This window comes from Streptomyces sp. NPDC127595 (assembly GCF_042671685.1).
Lineage (GTDB): Bacteria > Actinomycetota > Actinomycetes > Streptomycetales > Streptomycetaceae > Streptomyces.
In genome coordinates this window covers 587,836-603,442 of record NZ_JBHXWK010000006.1, presented here as the reverse complement: position 1 = coordinate 603,442, position 15,607 = coordinate 587,836, and the positions used below count along the sequence as shown (strand labels likewise).

The window sequence follows — 15,607 nt, the reverse complement described above, 5'->3', positions numbered from 1 at the left end:
GAAGCTAAGCCTCACAGCGCCGATGGTACTGCAGGGGGGACCCTGTGGGAGAGTAGGACGCCGCCGAACTATCTTTAGAGCTCCGGCTCCTGGACGATAAGTCCAGGAGCCGGAGCTTTTTTGTTTTCAGGGTGGCCTGGGTTCTCGGGGCCTGTTTTGAGTTCTCGGGACGTGCTTTCAGGACGGCCTGACCAGCTTTGTGTCATACGCCAGAATCACTGCCTGAAGAGGGGGATGCCGTGGGCGGCGGCGGTTCGGCCGATCTTCTCGGCTTCGGTGCCGCGGACGTGCAGGGTCCCGGGAGTGGGGCTGGTGAAGTCGACGTCGGGCGGGGTGAGGAGCTGTGCGAGGGTGCCTGCGTCGGGGCTGACGACCCTGGCGGAGGCAGCGCCGGAGTCCCGTACGAAATCGGAGACCGTCGTGTCGGCCAGCAGCCGGCCGCGGCCGATGATGACGAGGTGCTCGGCGGTCAGGGCCCTCTCGCTCATCAGATGCGAGGAGACGAGAACTGTACGGCCTTCTGCCGCAAGGGACTTGAGGAGGGTACGGATCCACAGCACGCCCTCGGGATCGAGGCCGTTGACCGGCTCGTCGAGGATGACGATGGCCGGGTCGCCGAGCAGGGCGGCCGCGATGCCGAGGCGCTGGCCCATGCCGAGGGAGAAGCCCTTGACGCGGCGGCTCGCGACCTCGGTCAGGCCGCTCAGGTCCAGGACGTGCTGGACGCGGCTGCGGGGGATCCCGTGGCCGGGGTATGACCTGGACCCCGGCACAGGGGCTGCGGGCGGCTACTTGAGGCGGGACGACGAGACGATCGAGATGATGTGGGCGGGGACGAGCAGCCAGATGATCGCTGTGATGGCTGCGGTGGCGATTTTTGTTGCTGTCAGGTCACCGAGGGCTGTGTCGACGACTGCGGTGGCGAGGAGCAGGAGGGTGGCCTCGATGCCGTTGCACAGGCGGTGGAGTTGGATGGCGGAGGCCAGGCGGCGGGCGCGGGCCAGGCCGGTGGAGCGGGGGACCACGGACTGGTCGGTGGCCTTCTGGAGGCCGCTGTCCGAGCGGGCGACGTGGACCAGGTCGGAGGACGGCTTGAGGAGCAGGACGCCGATGGCTGCTGCCAGGCCGGCCACCAGGTAGGGGTCCAGGCCGAGTTCGGCGGCGCGCAGGCCCATGCCCACCATGACCGCGGCGTCGGCGAGGTAGGCGCCGAGGCGGTCCAGGTAGACGCCGAGCGGGCTGAACTGCTTGCGCCAGCGGGCGACTTCGCCGTCCACGCAGTCGAGCAGGAGGTAGAGCTGCATGAAGAGGACGGAGAGTACGGCGCCGCCCAGGCCCGGCAGGAGCAGGGCCGCCCCGGAGAGAACTCCCGCGAACACCATCACCACCGTGATCTGGTTCGGCGAGACGCGGGTGCCGAGGATCAGGCGGGTCACCCGGAGGGACAGTGCGCGCATGTAGAGGCGGCCGGCCCAGTGTTCGGCCCTGCTGTCCAGCTTGCCCGGAGGGTGGATCACGTTGCGGAGTTCGTCGAGTTGGACCTTGGGCATGCGGCGCTTCTCCATGGAGAGTCGGGGGCGGGTGCTCGTGGGCTTCCACGTCAGTCTGACGTCCAGTTTGACGGCGAACAGGGACGAGCATGACGGGGGTGCTGACGGCGGGTGTCAGCAGGGTGGAAACCCGGTGGGCGCTGTCGTAGGCAGGTAATACCGTGGTTTTCATGAACCACGTGATTCGTTCCATACGTTCCGACGAGTGGGCCGAGGTGAAGGAGCTGCGGCTCACCTCGCTGCGGGACCCCGTCGCTCATCTCGCGTTCCTGGAGACCTACGAGGAGGCCGCTGCCAGGCCCGATGCGTTCTGGCGGGAGCGGGCGGCCGGGGCTGCCGAAGGGAGGGCCGAGCGGCGGCAGTTCGTGGCCGTGGGGCAGGGTGGGGTATGGGACGGATCCGTGGCCGTACTCGTGGAGGAGGCCGGGGAGCGGGACTTCTTCGGAGGCGTGGTCGAGCGGCGCCAGGGGCATCTGGTGGGGGTGTATGTGCGGCCCGAGCACCGGGGGAGTGGGGCCGGGGTGACCGGGGCGCTCTTCGATGCCGCCCTGGAGTGGGCCTGGGAGAGCGGGCTCGAGCGCGTACGGCTGTTCGTGCACGAGAAGAACGGGCGGGCCGAGGCGTTCTATCGGAAGGCGGGGTTTCTGCCGAGCGGGGTGATCGTGCCGACGCCAGGGCGTTCGGGGGATCGGGATCTGGAGTTCGTGATCGCTCGGCCGGTGGAGAGCCGGGGCCAGGAGCCGTCCTAGGGAGTGTCAGACAGGCGCCGGCGGCTGGGGCAGGTCCTAGAGCGGGAGGTCGTACTGCGGCCAGCGGGACCTGGCCTGCTCCTGGGAGCGGAGGAGGGCCAGGGTCGGGAGGCCCCGGGTCGCTCCGGTGGACAGGAGGTCCGGGAGCTGGGGGAGCGGGGCCACGGCCGCCACGTCGTCCAGGACGAGGGTAAGTGGTGGGTCGAGGCGACCGGAGGATGACCGTTCGGCCATGCCCCGGCCGCGCTCGACCACGCTTGAGGCGAGGGCCGTCAGGAGCGGCATCGCGCCGGGATTCGCTCTGGGGTCCTCGATGGGTTCACCGACCACATAGAGCGTGCCCCCTTCGTTCACGAAGGAATCCAGAGTGAGGGTGTCACTTCGGTTTGGGGTGCAGGATTCGCGGACGTTGACCGTGGAGAAGGCGGAGAGGGCGCGGGCCGTCAACTCCTGTGCGATGTCTCGGCGTTCGGCGTGCGAGGTGAGGGCCGCTTCCAGTTCGCCCGCGGCTCCGGATGCAGCTTTGGGGTTGGTACGGAGGGCTCGTACGGCATCTTGTACCTGCATGCCCTGGGACCAGCGGTGGACGTGGCGGAAGGGTTTGCCCTCCACGGCGGCGGCGTGCAGGTAGCTGCGCAGGAGCGTTTCCGCTACGTCTGCCATGGGCTGGTCCACCTTGGCGGTGGGGCGTACGGGGGCGAGCAGGGCTGCCGCCCTTGCCGCTGCGGTGGCCTTGTCCTCGCAGCCGGTCGAGGGCGACCAGTGGAGGCGGGCCGGGGTGTCGCACAGGTGCGCGGGGTCGTAGAGGAGGACGGGGCCGAGCTTGGCCCTGGCGTCCTTCGTGTCCGACCAGGTTCTGGGGTTCGAGGTGACGACCATGGCGGGGCCCTCTGCGTCCTGGATTGCCTGGACGGCGTGGGGGTGGCGGGTTTCGGCGGGGCCCAGTCTGACGAGGCGGGGCGGTTTCGGCGGGGGGTTCTCCCACTCGGCCGGCTGATTGGGCTGTTCCTGCGGCTGCGTTGTGGTGTCCGCGGGGGTTTCCCGCCCGCCGGTCCGTTCACCCTCCGCTGCCAAAGGAGCCGTCGCCAAACGTGGTTGCTCTTGCGTCGGCGGGTGCCGGTGCGTTGGGGTTTCCGCGCCTTCGGCGCGAACAGTTTCGCGCCCACCCGCCCGTTCGCCCTCCGCTGCCAAAGGAGCCGTCGGCAACCCACCCTTCGCCCCGCGTCTCACCCTCCCCGCCCGCCACCTCGCCACCGTTCCGATCACGAAGACCGTCAGCACCACCAGCAGCAGCAACTGCCCGATGAACAGGCCCCAGAACAGCCCCCACCCCGACAACTGATCGGCGGGCGTCTCCGGCCACGCCCCCGTCAGGTCGTGCGGCTCCCCGATGAGGTGCCGCATGGCAAGGGGCGTACGGGCGAAGGTGATGGCGTCCGGCCATGCTCCCCGGGAGAACAGTCCCGCGAACCCCGTGGACGTCCACACCATCAGCGTCATGCCGAGCAGGAAGGCCAGTACCCCGACCAGCAACCCGTCGGGGACGCCCCCTTCCTCGGCGCGCCCGTGCCCGCGCTCTTCCCGTCTCATCTCACGTCACCGTCCTCACGCCACCGTGGACTCGGACGAACCGTCGAGATCGCTGAGGTGCTGTTCCATGAAGGCTGCCGCGCGCTCCTCCGCCTCCAGTTCCGCGGCGTGCAGCGCGTCGTCGGCGATGAGTTCGGCGGAGGTCTGGGTCATGGCGCGGTCGGTGAAGACGAGGGGGCGTTCGGTCTCGGTGATCAGGTGTTTGACCACCTGGACGTTGCCGTTGACGTCCCAGACCGCGATGCCGGGGGTGAGGGTGGGGATGATCTCAACTGCCCACCTCGGGAGGCCCAGCACCCGCCCCGTAGCCCTCGCCTCGTCGGCCTTCTGGGCGTAGATCGTTCGCGTCGACGCCATCTTCAGGATCGCGGCGGCCTCCTTGGCCGCCGCCCCGTCCACGACGTCGGACAGGTGGTGGACGACCGCGACGAAGGACAGACCCAGCCGGCGCCCGAACTTCAGCAGGCGCTGGAAGAGCTGGGCCACGAAGGGGCTGTTGATGATGTGCCAGGCCTCCTCGACCAGGAAGATGCGCTTCTTCCGGTCGGGGCGGATCCAGGTGTGCTCCAGCCAGACGCCCACGATCGCCATCAGGATCGGCATGGCGATGGAGTTGCGGTCGATGTGGGAGAGGTCGAAGACGATGAGGGGCGCGTCGAGGTCGATGCCCACCGTCGTGGGGCCGTCGAACATGCCCCGCAGGTCGCCGTCCACCAGTCGGTCGATGACCAGGGCCACGTCCAGACCCCAGGCCCGTACGTCGTCTATGGCGACGTTCATCGCCTCGGCCGACTCCGGTTCGGGGTGGCGCAGTTGCTCCACGATGTCGGTCAGGACCGGCTGGCGTTCGACGATCGTCTCGTTGACGTAGGCGTGCGCGACCTTCAACGCAAAACCCGACCGCTCGTCGAGGCCGTGGCCAAGGGCGACCTCGATGATGGTCCGGAGCAGCGCGAGCTGCCCGGTCGTGGTGATCGCCGGGTCGAGCGGGTTGAGCCGGATGCCCATGTCCAGGGCGGCGGTGGGGTCCAGCCGGATGGGGGTTATTCCCAGCTCTTCGGCGATGAGGTTCCACTCGCCGACGCCGTCCTCGCCCTGCGCGTCGAGCACGACGACCTGCCGGTCGCGGAACCTCAACTGCCGCAGGACGTACGTCTTCTCCAGCGCCGACTTGCCGTTGCCGGACTCTCCGAGGACCAGCCAGTGCGGCGCCGGGAGCTGCTGCCCGTAGAGCTGGAAGGGGTCGTAGATGTAGCCCTTCCCGGAGTACACCTCACGGCCGATGATGACGCCGGAGTCGCCGAGGCCCGGGGCGGCGGTCGGCAGGTAGACGGCCTGGGCCTGGCCGGTGGAGGTGCGGACCGGGAGCCGGGTCGTCTCGATCTTGCCGAAGAGGAAGGATGTGAAGGCGTCGGTCGCCGTGGACAGCGGATCCCGCATCAGAGCATCAGCCCCATCAGAACATCAGCCCCTACCTGCGGATTCCGGTGGCGAACGGCAGTGTGTTGACGAAGGCGCGGTGGTGCTCGCGGTCGCACCACTCCAGCTTCAGATACGACTTGCCGGCCGAGGCGCGGATCGTCCGCTTGTCGCGGGCGAGGGCCTCGGGGGAGCGGGAGCTGACCGTGATGTAGCCGACGAGGTTCACGCCGGCCGCGCCGCTCGCGAGGTCCTCGCCGCGCTGGTCCATGCGTCCGTGGGCGGCGACGTCGCGCGGGTCCACTGTGCGGTTCATCTTGGCCGCGCGGCTGGCCTCGGCGTCGTCGTTCGTCTTCTCCGTCAGCATCCGCTCGATGGCGATCTCGGTGGGTTCGAGGTCCATCGTGACGGCCACGGTCCGGATGACGTCCGGGGTGTGGACGAGCAGCGGGGCAAGGAAGTTGACGCCGACCGGTGTCATCGGCCACTCCTTCACCCAGGCCGTGGAGTGGCACCAGGGCGCACGGGTGGAGGACTCGCGGGTCTTCGCCTGGAGGTAGGTGGGCTCCAGGGCGTCGAGCTCGGCGGGCCAGGCGTTGCGCTTCGTCATCGCCTGGATGTGGTCGATGGGGTGGTCCGGGTCGTACATGGAGTGGACGAGGGAGGAGAGCCGGCCCTGGCCCAGCGGCTGTCGTACGCGGATGTCGGCTTCCTGGAGGCGGGAGCAGATGTCGGTCAGCTCGCGCGCCATGACGACGGCCAGGCCCGCGTCACGGTCCAGCTTGCGGCCGCCCTGCGGACGCGCCGCGCGGGCCATCGCGTGTGCCTCGGCGGCCAGTTCGCGGTTGAAGTGCATGCACGCGACGAGGTACGCGCGGTGCTGCTCGCTGCTCGTGGAGACCATGGACTGGAGCTGGTCGTACGACTGCTGCAGCCAGCCGGGGGCGTGCTCGTCGCCGCGTACGGAGACGTCCTTGGCGTGGGCGTCCGGGTCGGCGGGGAGGGTGCGGGCGAGCATCTGGATGCGGGTGACGAAGCCGTCGCCGTTCGCCACGTGCTTGAGGAGGGTGCCGAAGCGGTCGACGAGGGCTTCCTGGTCCTCGGAGTCGCGCAGGCCGACGCCCGGGCCCTCGATCTCGATCGCGGCGGTGACCGTGCGGCGGTCGGCGTGCAGGAGTACGGCGATCTCGTCGGGGCCGAAGGGTGCCGCGAGCCAGTTGATCCGCCCGATGCCGGGCGGCGGTCCGATCTCGACCTCGCGGCCCTCGATGCGGGTGCCGGCCTCCATGACACTGCTGCGGTACGCCGTTCCGCGGCGCAGGCTCCGCTTGTAACTGCGGTTGATCTCGAACCACTTGTAGAACGTGCGGCGCTTGTAGGGGACGTACACCGCCGCGAGGGCGACCAGCGGGAAGCCCATCAGCAGCACGATCCGCAGGGACAGCACCGGGACGAGCAAGCCGCACATCATGCCCAGGAACGCGCCCGCGATGATCAGCGCGATCTCGCCGGACTCACGGTTCCGGCCGACGATCGCGTTCGGCCGGGCGCGGCCGATCAGATATGTACGGCGGGGCGTGACCACGTGGGACACGTGGGACTCGGTCGTCAACGCCCTTCACCTCCCGTGCGGTTGTTGCGGGTGCCTGCGTGCGGGGTGCTCGTCGGGCTGGAACGCGGTGGGGGCGCGGCGGAGGGGACGGATCCGCCGCCTCCGTTCGACGTACGGGTGCTGTGTGCGGCGACGCCGCCGGAGGCGGGGTTGGCGGGGCGGGGCTGGCTGTTGCCGCCTCCGCCTCCGCCTCCTCCACCGCCGCCGTTGTCGGCGCGGGTGCTGTGGGTCTTGATGCCCTGGGCGACCAGGGTGGCCGGGGAGCTCATGACGGCGGCGGCCTTGCCCTCGGCGCCCTGCATGATGCGGTTGTTGCGGGAGTTGGCGATATCGTCGCCGAAGCCCGGTACGAAGCGGTAGATCATCGCGCTCGCGAAGATGGCGAGCAGGATGATCGCCAGGCCCGAGACGACGGCGGAGAACGCGTCCGGGCCGTCCGAGGTGGACAGCGCGCCGGCCAGGCCCAGCACGATGACGATCACCGGTTTGACCAGGATGACCGCGATCATGATGCCCGCCCAGCGGCGGACGTGGCCCCACAGGTTCTTGTCGACGAGGCCCGCGTACACGATGACGCCGAGCAGGGCGCCCACGTAGAGGAGGGCGGCCCTGATGACGAGTTCCAGATAGAGGACGCCGGCCGCCAGGATCGACACCATCGACACGATGATCAGCATGATAGGGCCGCCGCCGATGTCCTGGCCTTTGGACAGCGCCTCGGAGAAGTTCCCGAAGAACGTGTCCGTCTGGTTGCCCGTCGTCGAGGCCAGGACCTCCGTGACGCCGTCCGATGCCGACACGACCGTGTAGAGGATCAGCGGGGTGAACGCCGACGCCAGCACCGTCAGCCACAGGAACCCGACCGCTTCCCCGAGCGCGGTGGTGAGGGGGACACCTCGCACCGCCCTCTTCGACACGGCCAGCAGCCACAGGACCAGGGTCAGGATCGTCGACGCCGCGAAGACCACCGCGTACTGCTGGAGGAACGCCTGGTTCGTGAAGTCGACGGTCGCGGTGTCCTTGACGGCCGCGCTGAGCTTGTCGATGGTCCACGAGGCGGCGTCGGCGCAGCCCTGTGCGAGGGAGGAGAGGGGGTCGAGGGTGGAGGTGAGGGGGTTGTCGTTGGTGCCGGTGGTGCCGGTGTCGCTTTCGCAGAGGTCCCTGGCGGCGCCGTAGATGAGGTCGCAACGGTTACTGCTCGGCGTCGGTGAGGGGGTGGGTGCGGCGGCAGCCCGGGTTGCCAGCAGCAACGCCGTGGCCTGCACGGCCCCGACGGCGGCGGTGAGTCTGAGTACGCGATGGTTAGCGGGCATACGTGAACCCTCCGTACTCCTCGACAGCCTTCGCGATGTCGTCGGCGCTGGAGGCCCGGTCGTCGCCCGGTACGGGCGCGGGGCCTTCTTTCTGAGAGTGCGTCACGATCTTCCAGTCGCCGCCGGTCCACTCCAGCTGGGCAGTGATGGTGAACCAGGTGCTGGTGACGGGGTTGGTGGAGTTCTCGCCGGTGAGGCCGAGGAGACCGCTGCACCACACCTCGACGGTCGCCGTGTCGCTGGACGACTTGGTCACCTTGGTGCCGAGAGGGCTCGTACGCGAGACGAACGTACTGCCCTGGGGCGCCGAGCCGTCCTCGTTCAGACCGACGTTCTGGTTGAGCTGCGGGGTGTACGCCTGGTCCAGCGACGCCTGGAACTCGGCGACCTTGGACGGGGTGATGACGGCCGCCAGGATCTGGTCACGCCTGGCCTTGTTGAACATGTCGGCCGAGCCCAGCGCCACGGCGTAGTTCGCGGCGGCGGACTCCGCTCCCACCGCGCTGTGCGCGAACCCCGAAGGAATCCCCGACTCCTTCGACTCCACAGGACGCTCTCCCGAAGCCGCCGTGGGCGAAGTCTGGGCGTTGTCGGTGCCCCCTGCCTCGGAGGAGGAGCCGTCGTCGCCACGGTTCGCGAAGGCGATCGCGGCGATGAGGAGGACGACCACGCCGACGACCGTGATCAGGCTCCGTGAGGAGGACCGTCCGCGGCGGGCACCCCCGTACACGTCGCCCGTGCCACCGCCGGGGAGTCTGGTCCGGGTCTGGCCGGAGCCGCCGTATCCGCCGTCCTCACCGCGAGATCCGTCGCCGTATCCGGGTTCGTCACCGAGACTCATGTCGCGTACGCCCCCTCAACCTCTCGCTGAACCGCTGAACCGTGTAATACGACGCGTAGTACGACGGTAGCCGTGCTGGTTCCCGCGCGGGCGCGGTGTGGTGACTCGACATCAGGGAAACGCAACCTCAGCCGGTGGGCACGACGGACGGGTGGGTCGGAGGGAGAGGAGAGGTCCGGGACTGCCCGGCCCGCCTAGACGGCCATGCCGTACACGATGGTGAACAGCGTGCCGAGGGATCCGATGATGAAGACTCCGGTGAGGCCCGCGATGATGAGGCCTTTGCCCTGTTCGGCGCTGAAGGTGTCCCGGAGGGCCGTCGCGCCGATGCGCTGCTTGGCCGCGCCCCAGATTGCGATCCCGAGGCAGAGCATGATGGCGACCGCCATCACAACCTGGACCATCGTCTTGGCTTCGTTGCCCAGGCTGCCGAAGGGACCCCAGTCCGGAGCGATCCCGCCGATAATTGTGGTGATGTCGCCCTTTTCGGCTGCGAAAAGCATGTAAGTCACCGCCCCTAGTGGGTAGTTCTGCACCCTCTGCCCTGTGCGCAGAGGTCGGGCCCATTCTCGCTGACGATGGCGCTGTCGGATGTCGACTTGGCGTCATTGATTGGCGAGTTTCGTACGAATCCCTTGCCGTTCCCTCGTGGACGGCCCACGCGGGATCCCTTACGGGGTGTGTGGGACGGTATGCGAAGGATCGTATGGTCACTCTGTGTATCACGGCTGGTTACGCCGGGCAATGAATTCGGTGCGGAACCTGTGGTGTGGTTCCGTCGTTAACCCCTACTCATGAACTGCGGACGGTCGCGCGTCCGCGGGGTGTGGCCGAGTGACTGTCAGCCTGAAGGCTATCCCGGGTTGTTGCGGGACACGGAAACGGGCCGCGGCTGGTAGCCGCGGCCCGTTCTCTGTGCCGCCGGTGAACCCCACGTTCCTGTGCCGGCGGCTCCTGTTGCCCCTGAGGTCAGCCCGTGAAGGCCGCGACTCCCTCCGGGGTGCCGTAGCCGGTCGGGCCGTCATAGCCCGACTTCGCGGTGCAGAGGTAGCTGGAGGAGCAGCTGCCGTTGGTGCCGCTGGTCACGTCGTTGAGGGCCGAGGTGCCGGCCGCCGTGTACGGGAACTTCGCGGGGTAGGAGCCGGTGGAGGGGGTGCCGGCGAGGGCGTAGACGCCCGCGATGATCGGGGCGGAGGCGCTGGTGCCGCCGAAGGTGTACCAGCCTGCCGTGATGCCGTACGAGTCGTAGACCGAGACGCCGGTCGCCGGGTCGGCGACGGCCGAGACGTCGGCGATGGTGCGCTTCGTGCAGCCCGTGTCGGTCTGCCAGGTGGGCTTGGCGTCGTACGCGGAGCAGCCGGAGCCGGTGCCCTCGGTGCTGCTGGTCTCCCACACGCTCTCGCTCCAGCCGCGGCTGGTGGAACTCGTGGAGAGGGCGGTGCCGCCGACGGCGGTCACGTACTGGGAGGCGGCCGGGTATTCGGCGCCGTAGCCGGAGTCGCCCGCGCTGACGGTGATCGCGACGCCCGTGTGCTTGAAGTACGAGGTGTCGTACGTCGAGTCGGAGGAGGACTCGGAGCCGCCGTAGCTGTTGGAGACGTACTTCGCGCCCAGGGTGACGGCCTCGTTCACCGACTTGCCGAGGTTGGCCATGGAGGCGGAGGTGGCCTCGACGAGCAGGATGCTGCAGTTCGGGCAGATCGCGCTGGCCATGTCCAGGTCGAGGGAGATCTCCTCGGACCAGCCCGAGTCACTGGTGGGGAGGGAGGTCGTGGAGCCCGTCTGGCTGACCTTCTTGAAGCAGCCGTTGGCGGTGGTGCAGGCCGAGAGGCCGTACTGCGTACGGTACTTGGCGAGGTCCGCCTCGGCGTTCGGGTCGTTGTACGCGTCGACGATCGCGATGGTCTCGCCCGAGCCGTTGGACGCGGCGGCGGAGGTCAGGCCGTATGCGCTCTGGAGGTCGCTGGGCCCGTAGCCGGAGGGGGTCGTGGCGTCGGCGGCGTCGGGTGTGACGGCGTCCGTGCGGGCGGCCTGTTCCTTCTGGAATGCGGTCGTGCCGCCGGTGACGCGGAGGGCCTTACAGGCCATCTGGCCCTTGGCGGGGGTGGCGCAGGCGTGGGTCCATGTCACCGCTGGGGAGGGGGACTTGGCGGACTTGGTCGCGACGGCCTGGGCGGCACCCGCGGGAGCGGCGGTGCCGAAGCCGGCGAGGACGAGGGCCGCGGTGCCGAGGGCTGCTGCGGCCATACGACGCCATCTGCCGCGTATGGCAGGTCTTTTGGGGGTTTCGGTAAGCAACGGACAGCCTCCTGAGACTGGTTGACAGGGGCGGTGCGGGTGCGGTGCGCCGCCGGTCCGGTGTCCCCGGCGGTGGGCTTGATCGGCCCGCGGATGACCCTCCCTTGTTGAGTACGTGACAACAAGAGGCATCTGGAATCCTGACTTCCGCCTTACTGAACCAAGGCCGTCGGCTTACCGCCCAATGGCGCCTCGATGGCCGGAAGCTGACGGCGGCTTGACTCGGCTCACAGGAAAGTCATCGGTGGCCAGCGCTGATGCATGGATGCAGCATCGATTGCAATCTATTGCGTTCTACTTATATAAGCGGTAGCTGATATAGTGAGGCTGTGCATGCATTCGACGTCCTCGGTGACCCCGTACGCCGCCGCATTCTGGAGCTGCTCGCCGACGGTGAGATGAGTTCCGGGGCGGTGTGTGAGGTCATCACGGTGGAGTTCGGGATATCGCAGCCCGGGGTCTCGCAACACCTGAAGGTGCTGCGGGAGAACGGTTTCGCGACAGTACGGCCGGAGGGAACCCGTCGGCTGTACGCGGTGAACTCGGAGCCGTTGCGGGACATCGACGCATGGCTTGAGCGGTTCCGCCGCTTCTGGACGCCCCATCTGGACGCCCTGGCCACGGAGTTGGCCCGGGGCAAGCGTGAGCGCCGGCTGGGCAGCGAGTCCGGCGACGGTGAGTAGCCGGATCCGGGGAGGACCACAGTGACCGTCCGGGGAGGACCAACATGACCGTCCGAGGAGGACCGCAATGACTGTCCGAGGAGGACCGCAATGATCGACGTCACCCATCAGATCAATGCCGTACGGCGCCAGGTCGGCACCCGTGATTTCGAGGCCGGTGAGGCGCGTGTGGTCACGGTGAGCCGGACGTACGACTCGACGGTCGAGGACGTCTGGGACGCCTGCACCAACGCCGAGCGGATCCCGCGCTGGTTCCTGCCGGTCTCCGGCGACCTCCGCGTCGGCGGCAAGTACCAACTGGAGGGCAACGCGGGCGGCACCATCGAGCGCTGCGAACCGCCGTCGGGCTTCCACGCGACCTGGGAGTACGGCGGGGAGGTCAGCTGGATCGAGCTGAAGCTGACGCCCGCCGAGGAGGGCGGCACCCGCTTCGAGCTCCAGCACATCGCGCACGTCGACGACGAACGCTGGGCGGAGTTCGGGCCCGGCGCGGTCGGCGTCGGCTGGGACCTGGGGCTCACCGGCCTCACCCTGCACCTGGCGTCCGGGAACGCCGTCGACCCGCAGGAGTTCGCGGCCTGGACGGCGTCCGAGGAGGGGCGGCGGTACGTGACGCTGAGCAGCGAGGGCTGGTACGAGGCGAGCGTGGCGGCGGGGACGGAGGCGGCCGGGGCGCGCGCGGCGGCGGACCGGACCACGGCGGCGTACACCGGGGCGGAGTCCGAGTCCGGTTCCGAGTCCGAGTCCGGTTCCGAGTCCGGTTCCGAGTCCGAGTAACTCAGGCCGCCTTGTCCCCCTCCGTGTCCACATGCGGGAGGAGACGGTCGAGCCAGTGGGGTGTCCACCAGGCATGGCGGCCCAGCAGCGTCATGACCGCCGGCACCAGCAGCAGTCGTACGACGGTCGCGTCGATCAGCACACTCACGGCCAGCCCGAGTCCGAGCATCTTGACCACGACGTTGTCGCTGACCACGAACGCGGCGAAGACGCTCACCATGATCAGGGCGGCACAGGTGATCACGCGGGCGGTGATCTCCAGGGCGTGCGCGACGCTCGCCTTCGCGTCGCCGGTGCGCAGCCAGGCCTCGTGGACGCGGGAGAGCAGGAAGATCTCGTAGTCCATGCTCAGTCCGAAGATGATCGCGAACATCATCATCGGCACATAGCTCTCGATCGGCACCTTGCCCTCGACGCCCAACGCGGGCCCGCCCCAGCCCCATTGGAAGACGGCGACGACGACGCCGTACGACGCGGCGATCGAGAGCACGTTGAGGACGGCGGCCTTCAGGGCCACCAGCAGGCCGCGGAAGACGATGAGGATGATCAGGAAGGCGAGGGCGACGACGACCCCGATGATCAGGGGGAGGCGGCTGGCGACGATGTCGCGGAAGTCGACCTGCGCGGCGGTCGTGCCGGTCACATAGCCGTCGGCCTGCGTCCCGGAGACTGCCTGGGGGAGGGTCTCGTCGACCAGGCGGTTGGTGAGGTCGGTGGTCGTGGCGCTCTGCGGGGCCGCCTTCGAGTACACCGTGCCGACCAGCACGTCTCCGTCCTTCGTCGTTGTGAGCGGGGTGACGGTGGCCGCGCCCGCCACATCCGTGAGTTCCTTCTGCGCCTGGGAGGAGAGGGCGGAGCGCTGGTCGGAGGGCACGTCGGTCTGGTCGATGACGACCGTCAGGGGACCGTTCGATCCCGGGCCGAAGGACTGCGCCATGATGTCGTACGCCCGCCGGTCCGTGAACGACTTCGGGTCCGCGCCGTCCCCGATGTGGCCGAGCTGGATGGACAGCACGGGGATCGCCAGCACGAGTACGACGACGACTCCGCCGGCCAGGAACCACCACGGCCGCCGCTCCACGCGCTGCGCGTACCGGTGCCAGGTGCCGTGCGCGGGGGCGCCGGGTTCGGCGTCCGTCTCGGCGACGGGGCGGCGTACGTGGTAGCGGTCGATGCGTTTGCCGATGAGGCCGAGGATCGCCGGTACGAGGGTGAGGGCGCCCAGCACCGCGGAGACCACGGTGACGGCCGCGGCCACGCCCAGCAGGCCGATGAACGAGACGCCGGAGACCGAAAGACCCGCCAGGGCGATGATCACCGTGCAGCCGGAGACGAGGACGGCCCGCCCGCTGGTGGCGGTCGCGCGACCGGCCGCCTCCACGGGATCGGCCCCGTCCATGAGGTTCTGCCGGTGCCGGGTGATCAGGAACAGCGCGTAGTCGATACCGACGCCGAGCCCGATCATCGTGGCCAGGGTGGGCGAGACGGTGGCGAAGGTGAACGCGGACGCCAGCAGCCCGAGGCAGGCCAGCCCCCCGATCACGCTGATCAACGCGGTGAGCAACGGGATGCCCGCGGCGATCACACTCCCGAACCCGACAAGCAGCACGACGATCGCCACCGCGAACCCGATCAGCTCACTGACCCGGTCGTCCGCCTCGGGCCTGGCCAACTCGCCCAGCGGCCCGCCGTATTCGACGTCGACACCGGCCGCGCGCAACGGCTGCACCGAGTTGTCCACGCCGCCGAGATAGCCGTCACCGAGGGTGGAGGGCTGTACGTCGAAGCGGACGGTGATGTAGGCGGTCTTGGAGTCGGAGGAGAGGGGGCCGACATCCTGTGCCGACGATTGCGTCGACTGTCCTGATTCTGCTGAGGAGGACTGCAACGGGTTCTGCACGGCGAGGACGTGCGGCAGCTTCTGAAGCTCGCCGACCGTCTGCGACATCTGCGAGTCCACGTCGGTCAGCGGTTTGGTCTTGTCCTGGAGCACGATCTGGCTGCTGTAGCCGCCGGCCGCCGGATCGTGCGTCTTCAGGACGTCCAGGCCCTGCTGCGACTGGACTCCCGGCAACGAGAAGTTGTCCTCGTACTCCCCGCCGAACGAACGGTTGAGCATCTGCAGTGCGACGAGAGCGGCCAGCCACAACACGATGACGGTCACGAAGTGCCGCGCACACCATTCACCCAGCCGACGCAGTCGCATGGGTCGCTCCCAGCGCTCCCACCACTCCCAGCGGAGACGTTCCGTCACTTCCATTAGACGTCGCGCTGATCGGGGTGTCCTGTTGGGGCGGGTGGGGGAGAGCGGGCGGCTGGGCTGGTTTGGCCGGGCGTTGGTTGTGTGGTGGGCGTGGGGCCGCCCGCTTCTTGGTCAGTGTCGTGCTTGCGCGGTCCGAGTAAAGGGCGCTCCGCTGCGCTGCGCGTCGGCTGCGCCGATTGCGCTGCGCTCCACCCTTGACTCGGCCCGCTCCAGCACGGGAGAGAAGCGAGCGAGCGGCCTGGGGGTGAGGGGTCCCCGAGGTGGGCTTGAGGTGCTGTGGGTGGGGAGTTGCCCGGGGTGGGTGGAGCGCGGCCGCACCTCGCCGGCACGCCGGGCAGGCATAGCGGCGAACGGCCGGTGAGCGGTTGCGGCAGCGCACCCGCCCCGGCGGGGGCACGCCGGGCAGGCATAGCGGCGACCGGCCGGTGGGCGGTTGCGCGAGCGCACCCACCCCGGCGGGGGCACGCCGGGCAGGCATAGCGGCGACCGGCCGCTAGCGGTCCCTTGCGTAG

Annotated in this window: 12 protein-coding genes and 1 pseudogene; 3 read left to right on the top strand and 10 right to left on the bottom strand. The window is 69.1% G+C overall.

The genetic code is table 11. From position 1 onward, the window contains the following. Window positions 1–224: 224 nt before the first annotated feature. Both ACFVKT_RS22700 and ACFVKT_RS22695 read right to left on the bottom strand, forming a co-directional pair. Window positions 225–746, bottom strand: a pseudogene (locus ACFVKT_RS22700) (ATP-binding cassette domain-containing protein); the annotation flags it as partial. 42 nt (window positions 747–788) lie between these two features. Continuing rightward, a complete protein-coding gene (locus ACFVKT_RS22695; RefSeq protein WP_385734180.1) occupies window positions 789–1,550 on the bottom strand; it encodes a CDP-alcohol phosphatidyltransferase family protein in 762 nt (253 codons plus the stop codon). A gap of 170 nt (window positions 1,551–1,720) precedes the next feature. On the opposite strand from ACFVKT_RS22695, the gene ACFVKT_RS22690 reads away from it, so the two are divergent. Continuing rightward, window positions 1,721–2,299, top strand: a complete 579-nt coding sequence (locus ACFVKT_RS22690) for a GNAT family N-acetyltransferase (protein ID WP_385734178.1) — start codon at window positions 1,721–1,723, stop codon at window positions 2,297–2,299. 36 nt (window positions 2,300–2,335) lie between these two features. Here ACFVKT_RS22690 and ACFVKT_RS22685 read toward each other — a convergent pair whose 3' ends face one another. The 7 genes from ACFVKT_RS22685 to ACFVKT_RS22655 form a co-directional block, all read right to left on the bottom strand. Continuing rightward, a complete protein-coding gene (locus tag ACFVKT_RS22685) occupies window positions 2,336–3,889 on the bottom strand; it encodes a type VI secretion protein (protein WP_385734176.1) in 1,554 nt (517 codons plus the stop codon). A gap of 15 nt (window positions 3,890–3,904) precedes the next feature. Beyond that, a complete protein-coding gene (locus tag ACFVKT_RS22680) occupies window positions 3,905–5,329 on the bottom strand; it encodes an ATP-binding protein (RefSeq protein WP_385734174.1) in 1,425 nt (474 codons plus the stop codon). 31 nt (window positions 5,330–5,360) lie between these two features. Then, a complete protein-coding gene (locus tag ACFVKT_RS22675) occupies window positions 5,361–6,920 on the bottom strand; it encodes an SCO6880 family protein (RefSeq protein WP_385734172.1) in 1,560 nt (519 codons plus the stop codon). After that, window positions 6,917–8,233 carry a hypothetical protein gene (locus ACFVKT_RS22670; protein ID WP_385734170.1) on the bottom strand — a complete coding sequence of 439 codons (1,317 nt, stop codon included), beginning with the start codon at window positions 8,231–8,233 and terminating at the stop codon, window positions 6,917–6,919. Before ACFVKT_RS22670 ends, ACFVKT_RS22675 begins: the two co-directional genes overlap by 4 nt. Next, window positions 8,223–9,074, bottom strand: a complete 852-nt coding sequence (locus ACFVKT_RS22665) for a hypothetical protein (RefSeq protein ID WP_385734168.1) — start codon at window positions 9,072–9,074, stop codon at window positions 8,223–8,225. The genes ACFVKT_RS22670 and ACFVKT_RS22665 overlap by 11 nt, the downstream gene beginning before the upstream one ends. A 194-nt stretch (window positions 9,075–9,268) precedes the next feature. Then, window positions 9,269–9,577: a hypothetical protein gene (locus ACFVKT_RS22660; protein ID WP_266459173.1), complete on the bottom strand. Its 309-nt coding sequence runs from the start codon at window positions 9,575–9,577 to the stop codon at window positions 9,269–9,271. 466 nt (window positions 9,578–10,043) lie between these two features. Next, complete coding sequence (locus ACFVKT_RS22655) at window positions 10,044–11,321, bottom strand: peptidase S8 (protein WP_385734166.1); 1,278 nt, start codon at window positions 11,319–11,321, stop codon at window positions 10,044–10,046. Window positions 11,322–11,701: 380 nt separating this feature from the next. On the opposite strand from ACFVKT_RS22655, the gene ACFVKT_RS22650 reads away from it, so the two are divergent. After that, a complete protein-coding gene (locus tag ACFVKT_RS22650) occupies window positions 11,702–12,055 on the top strand; it encodes an ArsR/SmtB family transcription factor (RefSeq protein WP_385734164.1) in 354 nt (117 codons plus the stop codon). Window positions 12,056–12,145: 90 nt separating this feature from the next. Further along, window positions 12,146–12,832, top strand: coding sequence for an SRPBCC family protein (locus tag ACFVKT_RS22645; RefSeq protein WP_385734162.1), 687 nt, complete (start codon window positions 12,146–12,148; stop codon window positions 12,830–12,832). A gap of 1 nt (window position 12,833) precedes the next feature. Here the strand turns inward: ACFVKT_RS22645 and ACFVKT_RS22640 are convergent, their stop codons facing one another. Beyond that, window positions 12,834–15,038 (bottom strand): MMPL family transporter, encoded by a 2,205-nt coding sequence (locus ACFVKT_RS22640; protein ID WP_385734245.1) that lies wholly within the window; start codon window positions 15,036–15,038, stop codon window positions 12,834–12,836. Between the last annotated feature and the right edge of the window lie 569 nt (window positions 15,039–15,607).